This window comes from Bacillus sp. RK1064, from assembly GCF_051488405.1.
Classification (GTDB): domain Bacteria; phylum Bacillota; class Bacilli; order Bacillales; family Bacillaceae; genus Bacillus.
This window is the reverse complement of the sequence record NZ_JBPSCZ010000001.1, coordinates 787481-805899: the sequence shown is the minus strand read 5'-3', so window position 1 is coordinate 805899 and position 18419 is coordinate 787481. Positions and strand designations below refer to the sequence as shown.

Annotated in this window: 17 protein-coding genes and 1 other annotated feature; all 17 genes read left to right on the top strand. The window is 44.1% G+C overall.

Annotated elements, in window-relative coordinates; genetic code table 11:
* The 17 genes from ACSSTM_RS04230 to pyrF all read left to right on the top strand — a co-directional run bounded on the left by ACSSTM_RS04230 (position 1) and on the right by pyrF (position 18415).
* Positions 1 to 459 carry a cell division protein SepF gene (locus ACSSTM_RS04230; protein WP_034662521.1) on the top strand — a complete coding sequence of 153 codons (459 nt, stop codon included), beginning with the start codon at positions 1 to 3 and terminating at the stop codon, positions 457 to 459.
* A gap of 6 nt (positions 460 to 465) precedes the next feature.
* Positions 466 to 747: a YggT family protein gene (locus ACSSTM_RS04225; RefSeq protein ID WP_095285147.1), complete on the top strand. Its 282-nt coding sequence runs from the start codon at positions 466 to 468 to the stop codon at positions 745 to 747.
* 53 nt (positions 748 to 800) lie between these two features.
* Positions 801 to 1577, top strand: a complete 777-nt coding sequence (locus ACSSTM_RS04220; protein ID WP_420734935.1) for an RNA-binding protein — start codon at positions 801 to 803, stop codon at positions 1575 to 1577.
* Between the two features lie 26 nt (positions 1578 to 1603).
* Positions 1604 to 2098, top strand: a complete 495-nt coding sequence (locus tag ACSSTM_RS04215) for a DivIVA domain-containing protein (protein ID WP_003211323.1) — start codon at positions 1604 to 1606, stop codon at positions 2096 to 2098.
* 59 nt (positions 2099 to 2157) lie between these two features.
* Positions 2158 to 2395, top strand: a binding site (T-box leader).
* A gap of 59 nt (positions 2396 to 2454) precedes the next feature.
* Positions 2455 to 5220 carry an isoleucine--tRNA ligase gene (gene ileS, locus ACSSTM_RS04210; RefSeq protein ID WP_420734934.1) on the top strand — a complete coding sequence of 922 codons (2766 nt, stop codon included), beginning with the start codon at positions 2455 to 2457 and terminating at the stop codon, positions 5218 to 5220.
* A gap of 160 nt (positions 5221 to 5380) precedes the next feature.
* A complete protein-coding gene (locus ACSSTM_RS04205) occupies positions 5381 to 5755 on the top strand; it encodes a TraR/DksA family transcriptional regulator (protein WP_420734933.1) in 375 nt (124 codons plus the stop codon).
* Positions 5756 to 5849: 94 nt separating this feature from the next.
* A complete protein-coding gene (gene lspA / locus ACSSTM_RS04200; protein WP_012009890.1) occupies positions 5850 to 6317 on the top strand; it encodes a signal peptidase II in 468 nt (155 codons plus the stop codon).
* A complete protein-coding gene (locus ACSSTM_RS04195; RefSeq protein ID WP_034662506.1) occupies positions 6314 to 7228 on the top strand; it encodes an RluA family pseudouridine synthase in 915 nt (304 codons plus the stop codon). The genes lspA and ACSSTM_RS04195 overlap by 4 nt, the downstream gene beginning before the upstream one ends.
* Positions 7229 to 7398: 170 nt before the next feature.
* Positions 7399 to 7941 (top strand): bifunctional pyr operon transcriptional regulator/uracil phosphoribosyltransferase PyrR, encoded by a 543-nt coding sequence (pyrR, locus tag ACSSTM_RS04190; RefSeq protein WP_024424234.1) that lies wholly within the window; start codon positions 7399 to 7401, stop codon positions 7939 to 7941.
* 155 nt (positions 7942 to 8096) lie between these two features.
* Positions 8097 to 9425 carry a solute carrier family 23 protein gene (locus tag ACSSTM_RS04185; RefSeq protein WP_060596204.1) on the top strand — a complete coding sequence of 443 codons (1329 nt, stop codon included), beginning with the start codon at positions 8097 to 8099 and terminating at the stop codon, positions 9423 to 9425.
* A 130-nt stretch (positions 9426 to 9555) separates the two neighbouring features.
* Positions 9556 to 10479 (top strand): aspartate carbamoyltransferase catalytic subunit, encoded by a 924-nt coding sequence (locus ACSSTM_RS04180; RefSeq protein ID WP_034662498.1) that lies wholly within the window; start codon positions 9556 to 9558, stop codon positions 10477 to 10479.
* Positions 10463 to 11749, top strand: a complete 1287-nt coding sequence (locus ACSSTM_RS04175; RefSeq protein ID WP_420734932.1) for a dihydroorotase — start codon at positions 10463 to 10465, stop codon at positions 11747 to 11749. The genes ACSSTM_RS04180 and ACSSTM_RS04175 overlap by 17 nt, the downstream gene beginning before the upstream one ends.
* Positions 11746 to 12840 (top strand): carbamoyl phosphate synthase small subunit, encoded by a 1095-nt coding sequence (locus ACSSTM_RS04170; protein ID WP_106037781.1) that lies wholly within the window; start codon positions 11746 to 11748, stop codon positions 12838 to 12840. The genes ACSSTM_RS04175 and ACSSTM_RS04170 overlap by 4 nt, the downstream gene beginning before the upstream one ends.
* Positions 12825 to 16040, top strand: a complete 3216-nt coding sequence (gene carB, locus ACSSTM_RS04165; RefSeq protein ID WP_034662492.1) for a carbamoyl-phosphate synthase (glutamine-hydrolyzing) large subunit — start codon at positions 12825 to 12827, stop codon at positions 16038 to 16040. The genes ACSSTM_RS04170 and carB overlap by 16 nt, the downstream gene beginning before the upstream one ends.
* Positions 16037 to 16813, top strand: coding sequence for a dihydroorotate dehydrogenase electron transfer subunit (locus ACSSTM_RS04160; protein WP_034662490.1), 777 nt, complete (start codon positions 16037 to 16039; stop codon positions 16811 to 16813). Before carB ends, ACSSTM_RS04160 begins: the two co-directional genes overlap by 4 nt.
* Positions 16807 to 17739 carry a dihydroorotate dehydrogenase gene (locus ACSSTM_RS04155; RefSeq protein WP_268495224.1) on the top strand — a complete coding sequence of 311 codons (933 nt, stop codon included), beginning with the start codon at positions 16807 to 16809 and terminating at the stop codon, positions 17737 to 17739. Before ACSSTM_RS04160 ends, ACSSTM_RS04155 begins: the two co-directional genes overlap by 7 nt.
* A complete protein-coding gene (pyrF, locus tag ACSSTM_RS04150; protein ID WP_106041838.1) occupies positions 17711 to 18415 on the top strand; it encodes an orotidine-5'-phosphate decarboxylase in 705 nt (234 codons plus the stop codon). The genes ACSSTM_RS04155 and pyrF overlap by 29 nt, the downstream gene beginning before the upstream one ends.
* The last annotated feature ends 4 nt before the right edge of the window (positions 18416 to 18419 follow it).

Below are 18419 nucleotides of genomic sequence, written 5' to 3'. Positions count from 1 at the left end.
ATGAGCATAAAAAATAAGTTTAAAAGCTTTTTCACTCTCGACGATGAAGAGTATGAGTACGAATATATTGATGAAGAAAGAGAACCAGTCCAAGAAGAAAAAGGAACGAAGGACAAAGCGGCATTTCAAGAGCGTCCGCAGACTGGAAAACAAAATGTCGTCAGCTTGCAAAGCTTGCAGAAATCCTCTAAAGTGGTGTTAAGTGAGCCGCGTGTTTATGCAGAAGCGCAAGAGATTGCAGACCATATTAAAAACAGACGTGCAGTCGTCGTGAATTTGCAGCGCATTCAGCACGATCAAGCAAAGCGAATCATTGACTTCTTAAGCGGAACTGTTTATGCAATCGGTGGAGACATCCAGCGCATTGGCTCGAATATATTCCTCTGCACACCTGATAATGTGGATGTATCTGGCACAATATCAGAACTTTTGACAGAGGAAGAACCTCAGAGGTGGTAAATCATAGTGATTTTATATTACATTTTCCAGCTTTTACAGACTGTATTAACGATTTACTCATTCGCGATTATTATTTACATCTTTATGTCATGGGTGCCATCTGCAAGAGAAACATCGATTGGGCGTTTTCTGACAAATATTTGCGAACCGTATTTAGAACCATTTCGTAAAATTATTCCGCCAATTGGCATGATTGACATCTCGCCAATTGTGGCATTGCTTGTGATTCGTTTTGCATCATCATATGGACTAACTGGTCTTTACAATATGATTGTACGCTTCATGTAGACAGGCTGCCGGGCTTGGCGCTGCCAGGCTCTTTTACATAAGAGGGGAACAAAATGAGCGATATTTATCAACATTTTAGAAAAGACGAACAGCCATTTGTCGACCAAGTGTTAGGCTGGAAAAAAATCGCACTCGACCAGTATCGAATGAAATTAACAGACTTTCTTGATCCGCGTGAGCAGTTTATTACCGAGTCCGTCATCCAGCATGCTGATGAGCTTGGGATCATGTTTTTTGGCGGGTATGAAGGAGCGGAGCGCAAAAGAGCTCTCATTTATCCTGAATATTTAGAACCGGCTACTCACGATGTTGAGCTGTCTTATTTTCAGGTGAACTATGCGAAAAAGTTTATTTCGTTAGAACACCCGAAGCTTCTCGGTTCACTGATTGGGACAGGCTTGAAGCGTCAAAAATTCGGAGATCTGTTATTTTCAGAGGAAGATGTGCAGTTTATTTGTACAAGTGATGTCGCCGATTTTGTTCGGGCGCAGCTGACACATGTCGGCAGAGCCTCCGTTTCATTAGAGGAAATCACGCAGGCAGATTTAAAGCCGGTTATGAGCAAGACTGACATCAAAGAAGATACCATTTCTTCACTGCGGCTTGATGCGGTATGTGCTGCAATCAGCCGTCAGTCTCGGCAAAAGGCACAGCTTTTGGTCAAAAATGGGCTTGTCAAAGTTAATTGGAAAGTCACTGAGGACCCTTCCTTTACAATCGGCGAAGGCGATCAGCTCTCTGTACGGGGATTTGGCCGATTTAGCTTGAAAACGATTGATGGGAAGACCAAAAAAGATAAATTTAAAGTAACATTTGAGCTTCTGACATAACGAACTTGAATCTGGAGGTGGCGAGGTTGCCATTAACACCTAATGATATTCATAATAAAACGTTCACAAAAAGCTTTCGCGGATATGACGAAGATGAAGTAAACGAGTTTTTAAGCCAAGTACGTAAAGATTACGAAATCGTGCTTCGCAAAAAGAACGAACTTGAAGAAAAAGTAAACGAGCTTGACGAAAGACTAGGTCATTTTGCGACAATTGAAGAGACATTAAACAAATCAATTCTTGTGGCGCAGGAAGCAGCAGAAGACGTCAAACGTCATTCTGATAAAGAAGCGAAATTGATTATTCGTGAAGCAGAGAAAAATGCAGATCGTATTATCAACGAAGCGCTATCAAAATCAAGAAAGATTGCGATGGAAATCGAAGAACTGAAGAAGCAGTCGAAGGTCTTTAGAACTCGCTTCCAAATGCTCATCGAAGCTCAGCTTGATCTTCTAAAAAATGACGATTGGGATCATTTACTGGAATATGAAGTTGACGCTGTCTTTGACGAAAAAGAATAAGCGCATCATCTTGACATGACGTGCAGATGTTGCATATAATACCATCATAAATTAACAAGAGATAAACGTTTGAAAGGGACACTCGCAGTTGTCATATGCGTAATAAAGCGAATCAGGGATGGTGGAAGCCTGACATTACGAGACGCTGCAATGAGATCACCCCTTTAGTTCCTTTTCTGAAATGAATGAGTAAGAAAAGGCGTCTGATCACGTTACGATTTTAGAGTGGATAAGCGGCTGTTTCATAGCGCTTGTCTAAAAGGGTGGTACCGCGAGACAAGCCTTCTCGTCCCTTATGGGATGAGAGGGCTTTTTTTATTGTTTTTTAATAAGTATTTGCATATGGAGGAATGGGTATGAACTACAAAGACACCTTATTAATGCCGAAAACAGAATTCCCAATGAGAGGGAACTTGCCGAACAAAGAGCCTGAAATCCAAGAGGAGTGGGCAGAAAAAGACATCTATCAAATGGTTTTAGAGCGGACAAAAGGACGCCCGACCTTTATTTTGCATGATGGACCTCCATATGCGAATGGTGACATTCATATGGGGCACGCACTCAATAAAATCCTAAAAGATTTTATTGTCCGTTTTAAATCAATGAATGGGTTCCACGCACCGTACGTACCGGGCTGGGATACACACGGCTTACCAATTGAAACGGCTCTTACTAAAAATAAAAAAGTCAAACGTAAAGAAATGTCGACAGCTGAATTCCGCAAACTATGTGAAGAGTATGCTTGGAAGCAAATCGAAGGTCAGCGCAATCAGTTTAAGCGATTAGGCGTAAGAGCAGACTGGGCCAATCCATATGTAACCTTAAAGCCTGAGTACGAAGCGCAGCAAATTCTTGTCTTTGGTGAAATGGCGAAGAGAGGCTATATTTACAAAGGACTAAAGCCTGTTAACTGGTCTCCTTCAAGTGAGTCAGCACTTGCTGAAGCGGAAATTGAATATAAAGACAAACGTTCACCATCCATTTACGTTTCATTTAAAGTGAAAGATGGCAAAGGTGTACTTGAAAACGGCGAACAATTCATCATCTGGACAACAACCCCTTGGACACTTCCTGCAAACCTTGGGATTTGTGTTCATCCAAACCTAGAGTACAGCGTTCTTCAAGTGGGTGCTGAGCGATATGTTGTCGCATCTGAGCTAGTTGAACAAGTGGCAAAAACACTTGGCTTTGAAGAGTATGAAGTCGTGAAAACATTAAAAGGAAAAGAATTAGATACCATCGTTGCAGAGCATCCGATCTACGGCAGAGATTCTCTTGTCATGCTTGGCGACCACGTGACAACGGATGCAGGAACAGGCTGTGTTCACACAGCTCCAGGTCACGGGGAAGATGACTTTATTGTCAGTATGAAATACGGTCTTGATGTGCTATGTCCAGTAGACGAAAAAGGTGTGATGACAGAAGAAGCGCCTGGTTTTGAAGGATTATTCTACGAGGATGCCAATAAAGCGATCACAGAACAGCTTGAAGCAAAAGGCGCACTGAAAAAGCTCGACTTTATCACGCACTCTTACCCGCATGACTGGAGAACGAAAAAACCAACCATTTATCGTGCGACAGCTCAGTGGTTTGCATCGATTAAGGACTTCAGAGAAGCGCTATTAGACAATATTAAAGAAACGAAATGGGTTCCAGCATGGGGCGAAACACGCCTATTCAACATGGTGCGAGACAGAGGCGACTGGTGCATTTCAAGACAGCGTGTATGGGGCGTTCCAATTCCGGTCTTTTATGCGGAAAATGGCGAGCCGATCATCACAGATGAAACGATTCAGCATGTCTCTCAATTATTTAGAGAACATGGCTCTAATATTTGGTTTGAAAAAGAAGCGAAAGAACTATTGCCAGAAGGCTTTACACATCCAGGAAGCCCGAACGGTGAATTCACAAAAGAGCAGGACATCATGGATGTATGGTTTGATTCCGGTTCTTCTCACCAGGCCGTTTTAGAAGAAAGAGATGACCTTGTCCGTCCGGCAGACCTTTACCTTGAAGGCTCTGACCAATATCGCGGCTGGTTTAACTCTTCCTTATCAACAGCAGTTGCTGTCACTGGAAAAGCACCGTATAAAGGTGTTCTAAGCCACGGCTTTACGCTTGATAAAGAAGGACGCAAGATGAGTAAATCATTAGGCAATACGATTGACCCAACAAAGGTAGCGAAGCAGCTTGGGGCGGAGATTCTTAGACTTTGGGTATCTTCTGTCAACTATCAAGCCGATCACCCAGTGTCTGATGATATCTTGAAACAAGTAGCAGAGGTCTATCGTAAAATCCGTAACACGTTCCGATTCCTGCATGGAAACCTATTTGACTTTAACCCAGCAGTCAATGCGGTGCCGGTAGAAGAGCTTCGCGAAGTGGATCAATATATCTTGATCAAATTAAACAAATTGATTGATAAAGTGAAAAAGGCCTATGATGATTACGAATTTGCGGTCGTATATCATGCGATTCACAATTTCTGTACGATTGAGCTAAGCTCTTTCTATCTCGATTTTGCAAAGGATGTCGTGTACATTGAGCATGCAGATCATCCAGACCGCCGCAGCATGCAAACGGTCTTCTACGAAACATTAATGGCATTAGTGAAGCTGACTGCACCAATTCTTCCGCATACAGCAGATGAATTATGGAGCCACTTAAGCTTTGTTGAAGAGCCAAGTGTTCAGTTAACAGATATGCCAGAAGGTGTGACTGTTCCTCAAGCGGAAGCGACAGAAGTGAAGTTTGACCGCTTTATGGAAGTGCGTGACGATGTTCTAAAAGCGCTCGAAATTGCGCGTAATGAGAAAGTCATCGGACGTTCACTTGAAGCAAGTGTGACCCTTTATGCGACAGATGAAGTGAAAAATCTTCTTGAATCTATCAAAGAAGATGTGAAGCAGCTCTTTATCATCTCAGAATTAACGGTAGAAGATGAGCAAAATGCTGACGCTTCAGCGCCTGAATACACATCAGGACGGATTCTGGTTCAAAAAGCAGAAGGAGAACTGTGCGAACGTTCCCGCATTATTTCAAAAGATGTTGGTGCAAATCCGAAATACCCAACATTGTCACTGAAAAATGCTGAAATCGTGGAAAAATATTACCAGAATTAACAGTGTGATATGACCAACTAGCGCCCCGCCATATGCGGGGCGTTTTCTTTTTTGCGAAAATGACAGCGTTTAGAACGAAAGGAAAAATCTTATGGCTTTAAAGTGGACAGCCGGGGCAACAATATGATTATCACGACAGGGCAGGAGTTGAAATAGCGACATGAATGGCGATCTAGAGACGATTTACACGGAACTCCTTCAAATGAAAGAAGAGCTGCAATCTAAACTGTTTGAATACGCATCATTTCGTTCACCCGCTGAGCATGTCTCAATGAACGAGGTCCAAACGGCCACGCTTCTTTATCACATCAAAGAAGAGCTGCAAGATGTGTCTCTCGCTATTGCAAAAATTGAGCAGGGAACCTATGGTATATGTGAGGCGACAGGTGATGCCATTCCGCTTGAACAAATGAGTATTCTTCCTACCGCCCGCACGGCTGACGACTTTCTATATCATAAGCAATACGAGAAAAAAGCATTCACTCCTTATCCTCATGAATCAGATGATTCTCATTTTGAAGCCTTCCACATGTAGGGAGGTTTTTGTCTGTCAACTAAAGTTTCTTTACTCCTTCCTGTTTTCTTGATAAAATGCTTAAAGACCAAAGTATGAAGATGGAGGAACGTGTGTGTTCTATTACATAATCGCATTCGTGATGATTTGTTTAGATCAATTAACAAAATGGCTCATTGTCAAAAATATGATGCTCGGAGATTCTTATCCAGTGATTGATGGCTTCTTTTATATCACGTCTCACCGAAATTCAGGAGCCGCATGGGGAATTCTCCAAGGACAAATGTGGTTTTTCTATGTGATCACACTCGTTGTTATTGCGGGAATTGTTTATTATTTGCAAAAGCATGGGCAAAAGGACAAGCTGCTTGGAGTAGCACTGGCCTTAATGCTTGGCGGAGCAATTGGAAACTTTATCGACCGCGTTTTCCGTCAGGAAGTGGTAGATTTTGCTCATTTCGTCTTTGGGAATTATCACTACCCAATCTTTAATATTGCAGATTCTTCTCTATGTGTAGGGGTTATTCTGCTCTTCATTCAAATGCTGTTAGATGGAAAGAAAACGAAGGAGTCAACTACATGAATCAAGTAAATATTGCCGTTTCAGAAGAACAAACGAGTGAACGGCTTGATAAATTTCTAAGCACGACAGAACCAGAATGGTCAAGAACCCAAGTCCAGCAGTGGGTAAAGGATGGGCTGATCGAAGTAAACGGGAAACAAGTGAAAGCCAATTACAAAGTACAAGCTGGAGATCAGATTAAAGTCGAGATTCCAGACCCAGAAGTACTAGATGTAGAAGCAGAACCAATGGATCTTGATATTTATTATGAGGATGCAGATGTGCTAGTGGTGAATAAACCACGAGGAATGGTTGTTCATCCAGCGCCAGGTCACGTCTCTGGAACACTTGTAAATGGCCTGATGGCACATTGCACGGACTTATCAGGCATTAATGGTGTGATGCGTCCTGGAATTGTCCACCGAATTGATAAAGACACGTCTGGACTGTTAATGGTCGCGAAAAACGATATGGCGCATGAATCACTCGTCAATCAGCTCGTGGCTAAGACCGTCACAAGAAAATATACGGCCGTTGTCCATGGCATTATCCAGCATGATACAGGCACAATTGATGCCCCAATTGGCAGAGACAAAAAAGACCGCCAAAGCATGACGGTTACAAAAGAAAGTGCAAAACAAGCAGTCACTCACTTTGATGTGATTGAACGCTTTCAGGACTTCACGGTTGTGGAGTGCCGTCTTGAAACAGGAAGAACACACCAAATTCGTGTTCATATGAAATATATCGGCTATCCGCTTGCAGGAGATCCGAAATATGGACCGAGAAAGACAGTCGATTTTAATGGACAGCTGCTTCATGCAGGTGTTCTAGGATTTGATCATCCTAGAACAGGAGAATATATCGAGTTCACAGCACCGATTCCTGCTGATATGCAAGCTTTTATCGATTCATTAAGAAATAACGATTGACAGGCAGTTCTTTTTTTGAAATAATAAACGAAGAAATGAAGATTCTTTAAAACAGTCCAGAGAGGCTGAGAAGGATAACGGATCAATTTGTGCACGTGTATGCACAAATGAACGCCCCTCTCTGCCCTTTGCAGAAGGGGCTTTTTATTTGTCAAAAAGAGGTGTAAAAGATGGAACAAAAAGCAGTCATTCTTGATGAACAAGCGATCAGACGAGCGCTTACCCGAATTGCACATGAAATGATTGAGCGCAATAAAGGGATGAAAGATGTCATCCTTGCGGGGATCAAGACAAGAGGCATTCATCTTGCAAAGCGCCTTGCAGAGCGCATCGAGCAAATTGAAGGAAATCCAGTCACAGTGGGTGAACTTGATATTACGCTGTACCGTGATGACCTGACAAAAAAGACAGACAACCAAGACCCGCTTGTAAAGGGTGCAGACATCCCAGCTGACATTAATGACAAAACACTGATCGTCGTTGACGATGTCCTGTTTACAGGCAGAACCGTCAGAGCGGCCATGGATGCCCTTGTGGATGTAGGAAGACCATCTTCCATTCAGCTTGCTGTTCTCGTTGACCGGGGACACCGGGAGCTTCCGATTCGAGCGGATTATATCGGGAAGAACATTCCGACATCAAAAGCAGAGACCGTCATGGTTCAGCTGAATGAAGTAGATCAAAACGACCTTGTCGCTATATATGAAAAATAACCTTTTTAAATGCATTCCAGAGAGTTTGCAAAGAGGGCAATAACAGAGACACCGAGCACACGGCTTAAGTGACGTGTACGGTTTTTCTAGGCCTCTTTGCGCATACTCGCAAAGAGGCTTTTTTAATGAAAAAGGACACATCTAGGAGGAAAATCATGAGTCAGCAAAAAGCCAATTTAGGCATTCGAGATATCCCAAAACCGTTCACATGGCTGTCACTTAGCCTTCAGCATTTGTTTGCCATGTTTGGCGCGACCATTCTTGTACCAAAAATCATTGATATGAGTCCGGCCGTCGCGCTCATCTCAAGTGGTGTTGGAACCATTGTTTACTTAATCATCACAAGAGGACAAATTCCCGCGTATCTTGGATCGTCCTTTGCCTTTATCGCCCCCATACTGAATGTCAAAGCAACAGGCGGCCCTGGAGCCGCAATGGTTGGTGCCTTCATGGCGGGTGTCGCTTATGCACTCATTGCACTATTTATTAAATGGCTCGGCACAGGCTGGCTGATGAAACTTCTGCCGCCGGTCGTCGTAGGGCCAGTCATTATGGTCATCGGACTCGGACTCGCTGGAACAGCTGTCAACATGGCGATGTATGTTGATCCGAATGCAACCGAGCTTGTTTACAGCCTTAAGCACCTAATGGTCGCCGGCTTCACACTGGCTGTCACGATTATCAGCATGATCTTCCTAAGAGGATTCCTAAGCTTGATCCCAGTATTAATCGGAATTATCAGCGGCTATCTCTTTGCTTTAACACAAGGCATTGTGAACTTCCAGCCGGTCATTGACGCGAAATGGTTTGCTGTACCAGACTTCGTCGTACCATTTGTCGACTACACACCTGCTGTGACTTTAAGCATTCTCACAGTGATGGTGCCGGTTGCCTTTGTGACAATGTCTGAGCACATCGGCCACCAAGTGGTGTTAAGTAAAGTTGTAGGGCAAGATTTTATTAAAAAACCTGGTCTTCACCGCTCCATTTTAGGAGACAGTGCAGCGACGATCTTCGCTTCACTCATTGGCGGACCGCCAACAACAACGTATGGAGAGAACATCGGGGTCCTTGCCATCACAAGAGTGTTCAGTATCTTCGTCATCGGCGGAGCAGCAGTCTTTGCGATCTGCTTCGGCTTTGTCGGAAAAATTTCAGCATTAATCAGTACAGTGCCGTCCGCGGTCATGGGAGGCGTTTCGTTCCTGCTCTTTGGGATCATTGCCTCAAGCGGTCTGAGAATCCTGATTGATCATAAAGTGAATTTTGAAGAAAAGCGTAATCTCATTATCGCATCAGTCATCTTAGTCATCGGAATTGGCGGGGCATTCATTGAGGTGAAACAAATCAACCTCACTCTATCTGGAATGGCACTTGCTGCCATCACGGGTGTCCTGTTAAACCTGATCCTGCCACAGCAAAAAGCGGAGGATGACGAGTCAAATGAATCGAATACAGAAAACCTTTTAAAAGAAGTCCAGTGAGGCTGACAAGGGTTCTAAAATGAGCAGAATGCACGAAAGTGCCGCTGCTTCTTTTGGAGAACCCTAAGCTGCCGAGGCTTAGGGTTTTTTTGAACCTGAAAGTGATGAAAAACTAGAGGGGGAAGAAAAAATGAATGATCTATCGACAATGAGCAGCTTGTCTAAAGAAGAGATTTTACAGCTGATTGAAGAAGCAGCGGCTCTCAAAAAGGGGAAGCAAGAACTTGGCTTAGCGGGAGAATTTGTAGCAAACCTCTTCTTTGAACCAAGCACAAGAACACGATTTAGCTTCGAAGTTGCCGAAAAGAAACTGGGGATGAATGTACTGAGCTTAGATGCAGCAAGCACCTCCGTTCAAAAGGGCGAAACACTTTACGATACGGTAAAAACGCTCGAATCCATCGGCGTGAAAGCATGTGTGATTAGAGACAGCACCGATGAATATTACAATGAGCTGATCGGGAAGGTTGGGATTCCCATCATCAATGCTGGAGATGGCTGCGGGCAGCACCCGACCCAATCACTGCTTGACCTAATGACCATCTATGAAGAGTTTGGCGGCTTTGAGGGCTTAACGATTTCGATTCATGGAGACATCAAACACAGCAGGGTGGCAAGGTCAAATGCTGAGGTTCTCTCAAGGCTGGGAGCAACAGTCCTTTTTTCAGGGCCTGCTTCCTTCCAAGATGAGCAAAACCCTCACGGAACGTATGTCCAGGTAGATGAAGCCATCACACAATCTGATGTGGTGATGCTGCTCAGAATTCAGCATGAACGACATGCTGAAAAAATGGGCAGTGAAGATTACTTATCGACTTATGGATTAACAGTAGACAGGGCAAACAACATGAAAGAACGAGCCATTATTATGCATCCAGCACCAGTAAACAGAGGTGTGGAGATAGATGATTCTTTAGTGGAATCAAAGCAGTCACGAATTTTCAAGCAAATGGAAAATGGCGTTTATGTCCGAATGGCCGTATTAAAAAGAGCTTTTCAAAATAGCAGACTACATCAAAAAGGGAGAGATTCTGTCTATGTCGTATCTCATTAAAAACGGTTTTATCTTAACAAGCACAGGTGAAAAAGTGCAGCAGGATATTAGGGTAGAAGGAGAAGTGATTCAAGCGATTGGTCACTTAGAAAGAGAAGATGGAGAAGAGGTCATTGATGCTAAAGGGCTATTTGTTTCACCAGGCTTAATTGATCTGCATGTACATTTAAGAGAGCCAGGTGGAGAGAAAAAGGAAACGATTGAAACAGGCTCTAAAGCAGCAGCAAGAGGCGGCTATACAACGATTGCAGCGATGCCGAATACACGCCCAGTTCCGGATACAAAAGAGCAAATGGAATGGCTCATGAATCGGATCGAAGAGACCTCTTCTGTCAGAGTACTGCCATACGCCTCCATTACAACTAGGCAAATTGGGGAAGAGATGACAGACTTTGCAGCACTAAAAGAAGCAGGCGCCTTCGCTTTCACAGATGACGGGATTGGCATCCAAACAGCAGGCATGATGTACGAAGCGATGAAAAAGGCAGCAAGTCTTGATCAAGCGATTGTGGCACACTGTGAAGATAACTCGCTCATTTACGGAGGATGCGTTCATGAAGGAGAATTTTCAAAAGCAAATGAATTAAACGGTATACCGTCCATTTGTGAATCGGTGCATATTGCAAGAGATGTTCTTTTAGCAGAAGCAGCGAACTGCCATTATCATGTATGTCATATCAGTACGAAAGAATCTGTGCGAGTCGTTCGCGATGCAAAAAAAGCAGGCATCCGTGTGACAGCTGAGGTGTCACCGCATCACCTGCTGTTATGTGATGCGGACATCCCTGGTCTTGATACAAACTATAAAATGAACCCGCCGCTCAGAGGAAAAGAGGATCGCGAGGCACTGATCGAGGGACTTTTAGATGGAACGATTGATTTCATCGCAACAGACCATGCGCCGCATACTGAAGAAGAAAAGAACGAAACGATGCAGCGTGCACCTTTTGGAATTGTCGGGCTTGAAACAGCGTTCCCGCTTCTGTATACACGATTTGTCAAAACAGGCGAATGGACATTAAAAGAACTCGTTGATTATATGACAATCAAGCCAGCAGAAGCCTTCTCTCTTCCATATGGAAAGCTGGAAGAAGGACAAACAGCTGATATCACACTCATTGATTTAAACAAAGAAATGGCAATCGATAAAAAAAGCTTCTTATCAAAAGGGCAAAATACACCGTTTGACAAATTGACTGTATCAGGATGGCCGGTCATGACACTTGCATCTGGGAAAGTCGTGTATGAAGAGGGGAGACTAGTAAAATGAAGAGACGCTTAGTGCTAGAAAACGGAACAGTATTCGAAGGAACAGGCTTTGGCAGCTTAGAATCGTCAGTCGGAGAAGTCGTCTTTAATACAGGGATGACGGGCTATCAAGAAATTTTGTCTGATCCATCATACTGCGGACAAATTGTCACACTCACTTATCCGCTCATCGGCAACTATGGCATTAACCGTGATGATTTTGAATCGATCACACCGTTTGTAAAAGGGCTGATTGTGAAGGAGCTTTGTGAAAAGCCCTCAAACTGGCGCTCTTCATATTCACTAGATGAATACTTAAAAATGAAAAACATTCCAGGTCTTAGCGGAATCGATACACGGAAGCTGACGAGAATGATTCGAAGTGCAGGGACTTTAAGAGGGGCGTTTGCAGGACCGGAAGAACAAGTGGAAGACGTAGTCCGCCGCCTTCAAACAATGCAGCTGCCGACTGATCAAGTGAGTCAAGTATCTGTGAAAAATGCGTATCCAAGCCCGGGAAGAGGAAAAAGAATTGTCCTTGTCGATTTCGGCATGAAGCATGGCATTTTGCGCGAGCTCAATAAACGTGACTGTGATGTCATCGTGGTGCCGTACAATATCACGGCAGATGAAGTGCTGCAGTTAAAGCCTGATGGAATCATGCTTTCAAACGGCCCTGGGGATCCTGTTGATGTACCGGAAGCAGTCGAGATGATTCAGCAATTGATTGGAAAGGTTCCGCTCTTTGGCATTTGTCTTGGACATCAATTATTCGCTCTTGCGTGCGGCGCAAGTACTGAAAAAATGAAATTCGGTCACAGAGGCTCGAATCACCCAGTCAAAGAACTAGCCACCGGCAAGGTGACACTGACATCTCAAAATCACGGCTACACAGTTAGTGCAATTAACGAGGACGTGCTCGAAGTCACACATATCGCCCTAAACGACAATACGATTGAAGGGTTAAAACATAAAGAAGCACAAGCATTCACTGTCCAGTATCACCCAGAAGCGTCACCAGGTCCAGAAGATGCGAACTACTTATTCGACCAGTTCATGGACATGATTCATACAACTGAGAAAGAAGGGGAAGAAGTATGCCAAAACGCGTAGACATCAAAAAGATTTTAGTCATCGGTTCAGGTCCAATCATCATCGGACAGGCAGCGGAGTTTGACTATGCAGGCACACAGGCTTGCTTAGCACTGAAAGAAGAGGGCTATGAAGTCGTTCTTGTGAATTCCAATCCAGCGACCATCATGACAGATACAGAAATGGCCGATAAGGTATACATCGAACCACTGACACCAGAATTCTTAACACGAATCATTCGAAAAGAACGTCCTGATGCGATCTTGCCAACACTTGGCGGACAAACTGGACTTAACCTTGCTGTTGAATTATCAGACCTTGGCGTATTAGCTGAATGCGGTGTTGAAGTATTAGGAACAAAGCTGTCAGCTATTCAAAAAGCAGAGGACAGAGATTTATTCCGTAATCTGATGAATGAACTAAATGAGCCTGTACCAGAAAGTGAAATCATCCATAACCTTGAAGAAGCGATAGCGTTTACGAATCAAATCGGTTTCCCTGTCATTGTGAGACCAGCTTATACATTAGGCGGAACAGGCGGCGGAATTTGTACAAACGAGCAAGAGCTGAAGGAAATCGTCGAAAACGGCCTGAAGTTAAGCCCAGTCACACAATGCTTACTTGAAAAAAGCATTGCAGGTTTTAAAGAAATTGAATATGAAGTCATGCGTGATAGCGGTGATCATGCGATCGTTGTTTGTAACATGGAAAACTTTGATCCTGTCGGTATCCACACAGGTGACAGTATCGTTGTGGCGCCAAGCCAAACATTAAGTGACCGTGAATATCAGCTGCTTCGCAATGTGTCGCTCAAGCTGATCCGGGCACTTGGCATTGAAGGCGGCTGTAACGTACAGCTGGCGATTGACCCAGACAGCTTTCAATACTATATCATCGAAGTAAACCCGCGCGTCAGTCGTTCTTCTGCACTTGCGTCGAAAGCAACTGGTTATCCAATTGCCAAACTTGCAGCGAAAATTGCTGTCGGATTAACGCTTGATGAAATGATGAATCCAGTCACAGGGAAAACCTATGCTGCCTTCGAACCAGCACTTGACTATATTGTGTCTAAAATCCCGCGCTGGCCGTTTGATAAATTCGAATCTGCCAACAGACGTCTTGGGACGCAAATGAAAGCAACGGGTGAAGTGATGGCGATCGGCCGTACATTAGAAGAGTCTCTTCTAAAGGCTGTCCGTTCACTTGAAGCTGATGTGCATCACATTGAATTAAAAGATGAAGCAGATATCACAAACGAAGTGCTTGAAAAGCGGATTATCAAGGCGGGAGACGAACGATTATTCTATATCGCCGAGGCGCTTAGAAGAGGCTATACGGTTGAACAAATACATGAATTCTCAAAAATTGATTACTTCTTCCTTCATAAGCTGGAAGGCATCATCGCATTTGAAAAGACATTAAAAGAAAACAAAGGCAATACAGACGTATTAAAAGAAGCGAAAGATAAAGGCTTCTCAGACATCTATATTAGCCGTGAGTGGAATATGAATGAAGCGGATGTCTACAAGCTAAGACAAGAAGCAGGCATCGTACCTGTCTACAAAATGGTAGATACTTGTGCGGCTGAATTTGAATCCGAGACGCCATATTTCTATAGCACGTATGAAGATGAAAATGAATCAGAACGCACAGACAAGAAAAGCGTCATCGTATTAGGCTCAGGTCCTATCAGAATCGGTCAAGGAGTTGAATTTGATTATGCGACGGTTCATTCTGTGTGGGCAATTAAACAAGCAGGCTATGAAGCAATCATTATTAACAACAACCCTGAAACGGTCTCAACAGACTTTAGTATTTCAGATAAGCTCTACTTTGAACCACTCACTGTAGAAGATGTGATGCACATCATTGATCTTGAGCAGCCTGAAGGAGTCGTCGTCCAGTTCGGCGGACAAACGGCGATCAACCTAGCAGATGAATTATCAAATAGAGGGGTGAAGATTCTCGGCACTTCTCTTGAAGACCTAGACCGCGCCGAAAACCGAGACAAGTTTGAACAAACATTAGAAGCACTCGGCGTGCCGCAGCCTAAAGGGAAAACAGCTACGTCTGTGCCTGAAGCTGTAGCGATTGCCAATCAGATCGGCTACCCAGTCCTTGTCCGTCCTTCCTATGTATTAGGCGGTCGTGCGATGGAAATCGTTTATCAAGAAGAAGAGCTTCTTCACTACATGGAGAATGCGGTGAGAATCAATCCGCAGCACCCAGTGTTAATTGACAAATATTTGACGGGAAAAGAAATTGAAGTAGATGCCGTATCTGATGGGGAAACTGTCGTGATCCCAGGCATTATGGAACATATTGAAAGAGCCGGGGTTCACTCTGGTGACTCGATTGCGGTTTACCCGCCGCAAACATTGTCTGTTGAGATCAAAGCGAAGATCGCAGAATACACGATCAAGCTTGCAAAAGGCCTCAATATTATTGGGCTGCTAAACATTCAATTTGTTCTCTCGAAAGGTGAAGTGTACGTACTTGAAGTGAATCCTCGTTCAAGCCGGACAGTTCCTTTCTTAAGTAAAATTACAGGCATCCCGATGGCAAATCTAGCGACAAAAGTCATTTTAGGTGACAAGCTTAAAAACTATGGCTACGAAGAAGGACTTCACACAGAGCAAGAAGGGGTGTACGTCAAAGTTCCAGTCTTCTCTTTTGCAAAACTAAGAAGAGTGGATATTACACTCGGGCCTGAAATGAAATCTACAGGTGAGGTCATGGGGAAAGATGTCACAATTGAAAAAGCCCTCTACAAAGGATTAATTGCATCAGGCATTCAAATTCCTAAAGACGGGACAGTTCTTCTAACAGTTGCTGATAAGGATAAAGAAGAAGGACTTGAGATTGCAAGAAGATTCCACTCGATCGGCTATCATATTTTAGCAACAGAAGGAACGGCGAATTACTTAAAACAAGCCTCCATCCCATCAAGTGTTGTCGGCAAAATAGGAGAAGAAGGCAAAAACCTTCTCGATGTCATTCGAAACGGGGAAGCTCAATTTGTCATCAACACTCTGACAAAAGGAAAACAGCCGGCAAGAGACGGCTTTAGAATCAGACGTGAAGCTGTTGAAAATGGCGTAGCTTGCTTAACATCGCTAGATACAGCAGAAGCTATTTTAAGAGTGCTGGAAAGCATGACATTTAGAGCGGATGAAATGCCAGAAGTGAAAACGAATGCTGAGGTGACAGTAACGATATGAAAAAAGCATACTTGACGGTCGTCTCAAACCGAGAGATCGCTGATCATATTTACGAAATGACATTAAAAGGTGACCTTGTGGACTCCTTTCAAACGGCTGGACAATTTCTTCATATCAAGGTCAGCGAGTCCATGACACCGCTGCTGAGAAGACCGATCAGTATTGCCAATATTCATGCCGAGAAACAAGAAGCAACCATCATCTACCGCGCAGAGGGGGAGGGCACAAAGCTCCTTTCCCAAAAGCGGGAGGGGGAATCCATCGATGTATTAGGACCGCTTGGCAATGGGTACGATCCTTCAGTTGTTCAGCCAGGTCAGACAGCCTTACTAGTCGGCGGTGGAATTGGTGTACCGCCTTTATATGAACTGTCCAAGCGTTTAACGAAAAAAGGTGTCATCGTCAAGCATGTCCTTGGCTTTCAATCGAAAAAGGATGTATTTTACGAGGAGAAATTCCAAGCACTCGGAGATACGTTTATCGCGACAGTTGATGGGACATATGGTTCAAAGGGCTTCGTGACAGGTGTCATTGAAGAGAATGATTTGAGCTTTGATGTCATGCTTTCCTGCGGACCGACACCTATGTTAAAAGCACTAAAAGACTCTTATCCCGATAAGCCTGTCTACATTTCAATGGAAGAACGAATGGGCTGCGGGATTGGTGCTTGCTTTGCATGTGTGTGTCATACCGACCAGCACGAAAAATCTTACGTCAAAGTCTGTCTGGATGGACCTGTATTTAAAGCAGAGGAGGTGGCATTGTCATGCTAAACGTTGAGTTACCCGGCTTATCTTTAAAGAATCCGATTATCCCTGCATCAGGCTGCTTTGGATTCGGAAGGGAATTTGCTTCATTATATGACTTATCCTTGCTTGGCGGTATCATGATCAAGGCCACAACCCTTGAACCGAGATTTGGCAATCCGACACCAAGGGTAGCGGAGACAGGTGCCGGTATGCTCAATGCCATCGGTCTTCAAAATCCAGGCCTAAAAGTCGTTCTGGAAAATGAATTGCCTTGGCTTGAGCAGTTTGATACGCCGATCATTGCAAACGTCGCTGGCTCACAGGTCGATGATTATGTCGAAGTAGCCAAGCAAATCAGCCAAGCAAAAAATGTCCATGCCCTTGAACTGAATATTTCATGTCCGAATGTCAAAACAGGCGGAATTGCCTTTGGTACAGATCCTCATATGGCAGCAGCATTGACAAAAGCGGTGAAGGAAGTCTCTTCGGTACCTGTCTATGTCAAGCTGTCTCCTAACGTAGCCAATATTGTGGAGATTGCTCAAGCGATTGAATCTGCTGGAGCGGATGGACTCACGATGATTAACACGTTAATCGGTATGCGTTTAGATTTAAAAACGGGGAAACCGATTCTTGCCAATAAAACAGGCGGATTATCAGGCCCTGCTGTCAAACCTGTCGCTGTGCGCATGGTACATGAGGTCAGTCAAGCAGTGTCTATCCCGATTATCGGAATGGGCGGGGTGCAAAATGCTGAAGACGTACTTGAATTTTTACTAGCAGGAGCGAGTGCAGTAGCTGTTGGCACAGCTAATTTTGTGAACCCATTTATTTGTCCAGAAATCATTGAAGAACTGCCAAAAGTATTAGCAGCCTATGGGTATTCATCTGTAGAGGAATGTATCGGAAGGAGCTGGAAACATGAAGCACTTGCCCATCATCGCGCTTGATTTTCCATCAGGGCAGGAGGCGCTCGCCTTTTTAGAACCCTTTGAAGGGACACCATTATTTGTGAAGGTCGGCATGGAGCTGTTTTACCAAGAAGGACCTGCCATCCTTGAGGCACTTAAAGAAAAAAATTGCCGCATTTTCCTCGATCTCAAATTACATGACATTCCAACAACGGTGCAAAAAGCAATGAACCGGCTTGCCGCACTTGGTGTTGATTTGGTCAATGTGCATGCTGCTGGCGGGAAACATATGATGCAAGCTGCGTTAGAAGGGCTTGAAAGCGGGACGCCTGCTGGACAAAAACGTCCAGGCATTATTGCAGTGACACAGCTGACGAGTACGTCAGAAGACATGATGAGAAGCGAATTACTCATAGACCGTCCGCTGCAAGAGACTGTCATCCGGTACGGTCAATTGGCATATGAAAGTGGACTAGACGGTGTTGTTTGCTCTGTTCATGAATCCAAAGCCCTTCATGAGCACATCTCACCTGCCTTTCTCACTGTAACGCCGGGGATTCGCTTACAAAATGATCAAACCGATGACCAAAAGCGTGTGGCGACTCCTGCTTATGCAAAAGAGCAAGGTGTTTCACAAATTGTTGTCGGAAGGTCAATCACGAAAGCTGAAAAACCATTGGAAGCCTATCATCAAATTTTAAAAGAGTGGGAGTGACTGC

Excerpts from the sequence above, each read along its gene's own strand:
- ACSSTM_RS04230 (WP_034662521.1), top strand. The coding sequence starts at position 1 with ATGAGCATAAAAAATAAGTTTAAAAGCTTTTTCACTCTCGACGATGAA.
- ACSSTM_RS04220 (WP_420734935.1), top strand. The coding sequence starts at position 801 with ATGAGCGATATTTATCAACATTTTAGAAAAGACGAACAGCCATTTGTC.
- ileS (WP_420734934.1), top strand. The coding sequence starts at position 2,455 with ATGAACTACAAAGACACCTTATTAATGCCGAAAACAGAATTCCCAATG.
- ACSSTM_RS04205 (WP_420734933.1), top strand. The coding sequence starts at position 5,381 with ATGAATGGCGATCTAGAGACGATTTACACGGAACTCCTTCAAATGAAA.
- ACSSTM_RS04195 (WP_034662506.1), top strand. The coding sequence starts at position 6,314 with ATGAATCAAGTAAATATTGCCGTTTCAGAAGAACAAACGAGTGAACGG.
- pyrR (WP_024424234.1), top strand. The coding sequence starts at position 7,399 with ATGGAACAAAAAGCAGTCATTCTTGATGAACAAGCGATCAGACGAGCG.
- ACSSTM_RS04185 (WP_060596204.1), top strand. The coding sequence starts at position 8,097 with ATGAGTCAGCAAAAAGCCAATTTAGGCATTCGAGATATCCCAAAACCG.
- ACSSTM_RS04180 (WP_034662498.1), top strand. The coding sequence starts at position 9,556 with ATGAATGATCTATCGACAATGAGCAGCTTGTCTAAAGAAGAGATTTTA.
- ACSSTM_RS04175 (WP_420734932.1), top strand. The coding sequence starts at position 10,463 with ATGTCGTATCTCATTAAAAACGGTTTTATCTTAACAAGCACAGGTGAA.
- ACSSTM_RS04170 (WP_106037781.1), top strand. The coding sequence starts at position 11,746 with ATGAAGAGACGCTTAGTGCTAGAAAACGGAACAGTATTCGAAGGAACA.
- carB (WP_034662492.1), top strand. The coding sequence starts at position 12,825 with ATGCCAAAACGCGTAGACATCAAAAAGATTTTAGTCATCGGTTCAGGT.
- ACSSTM_RS04160 (WP_034662490.1), top strand. The coding sequence starts at position 16,037 with ATGAAAAAAGCATACTTGACGGTCGTCTCAAACCGAGAGATCGCTGAT.
- ACSSTM_RS04155 (WP_268495224.1), top strand. The coding sequence starts at position 16,807 with ATGCTAAACGTTGAGTTACCCGGCTTATCTTTAAAGAATCCGATTATC.
- pyrF (WP_106041838.1), top strand. The coding sequence starts at position 17,711 with ATGAAGCACTTGCCCATCATCGCGCTTGATTTTCCATCAGGGCAGGAG.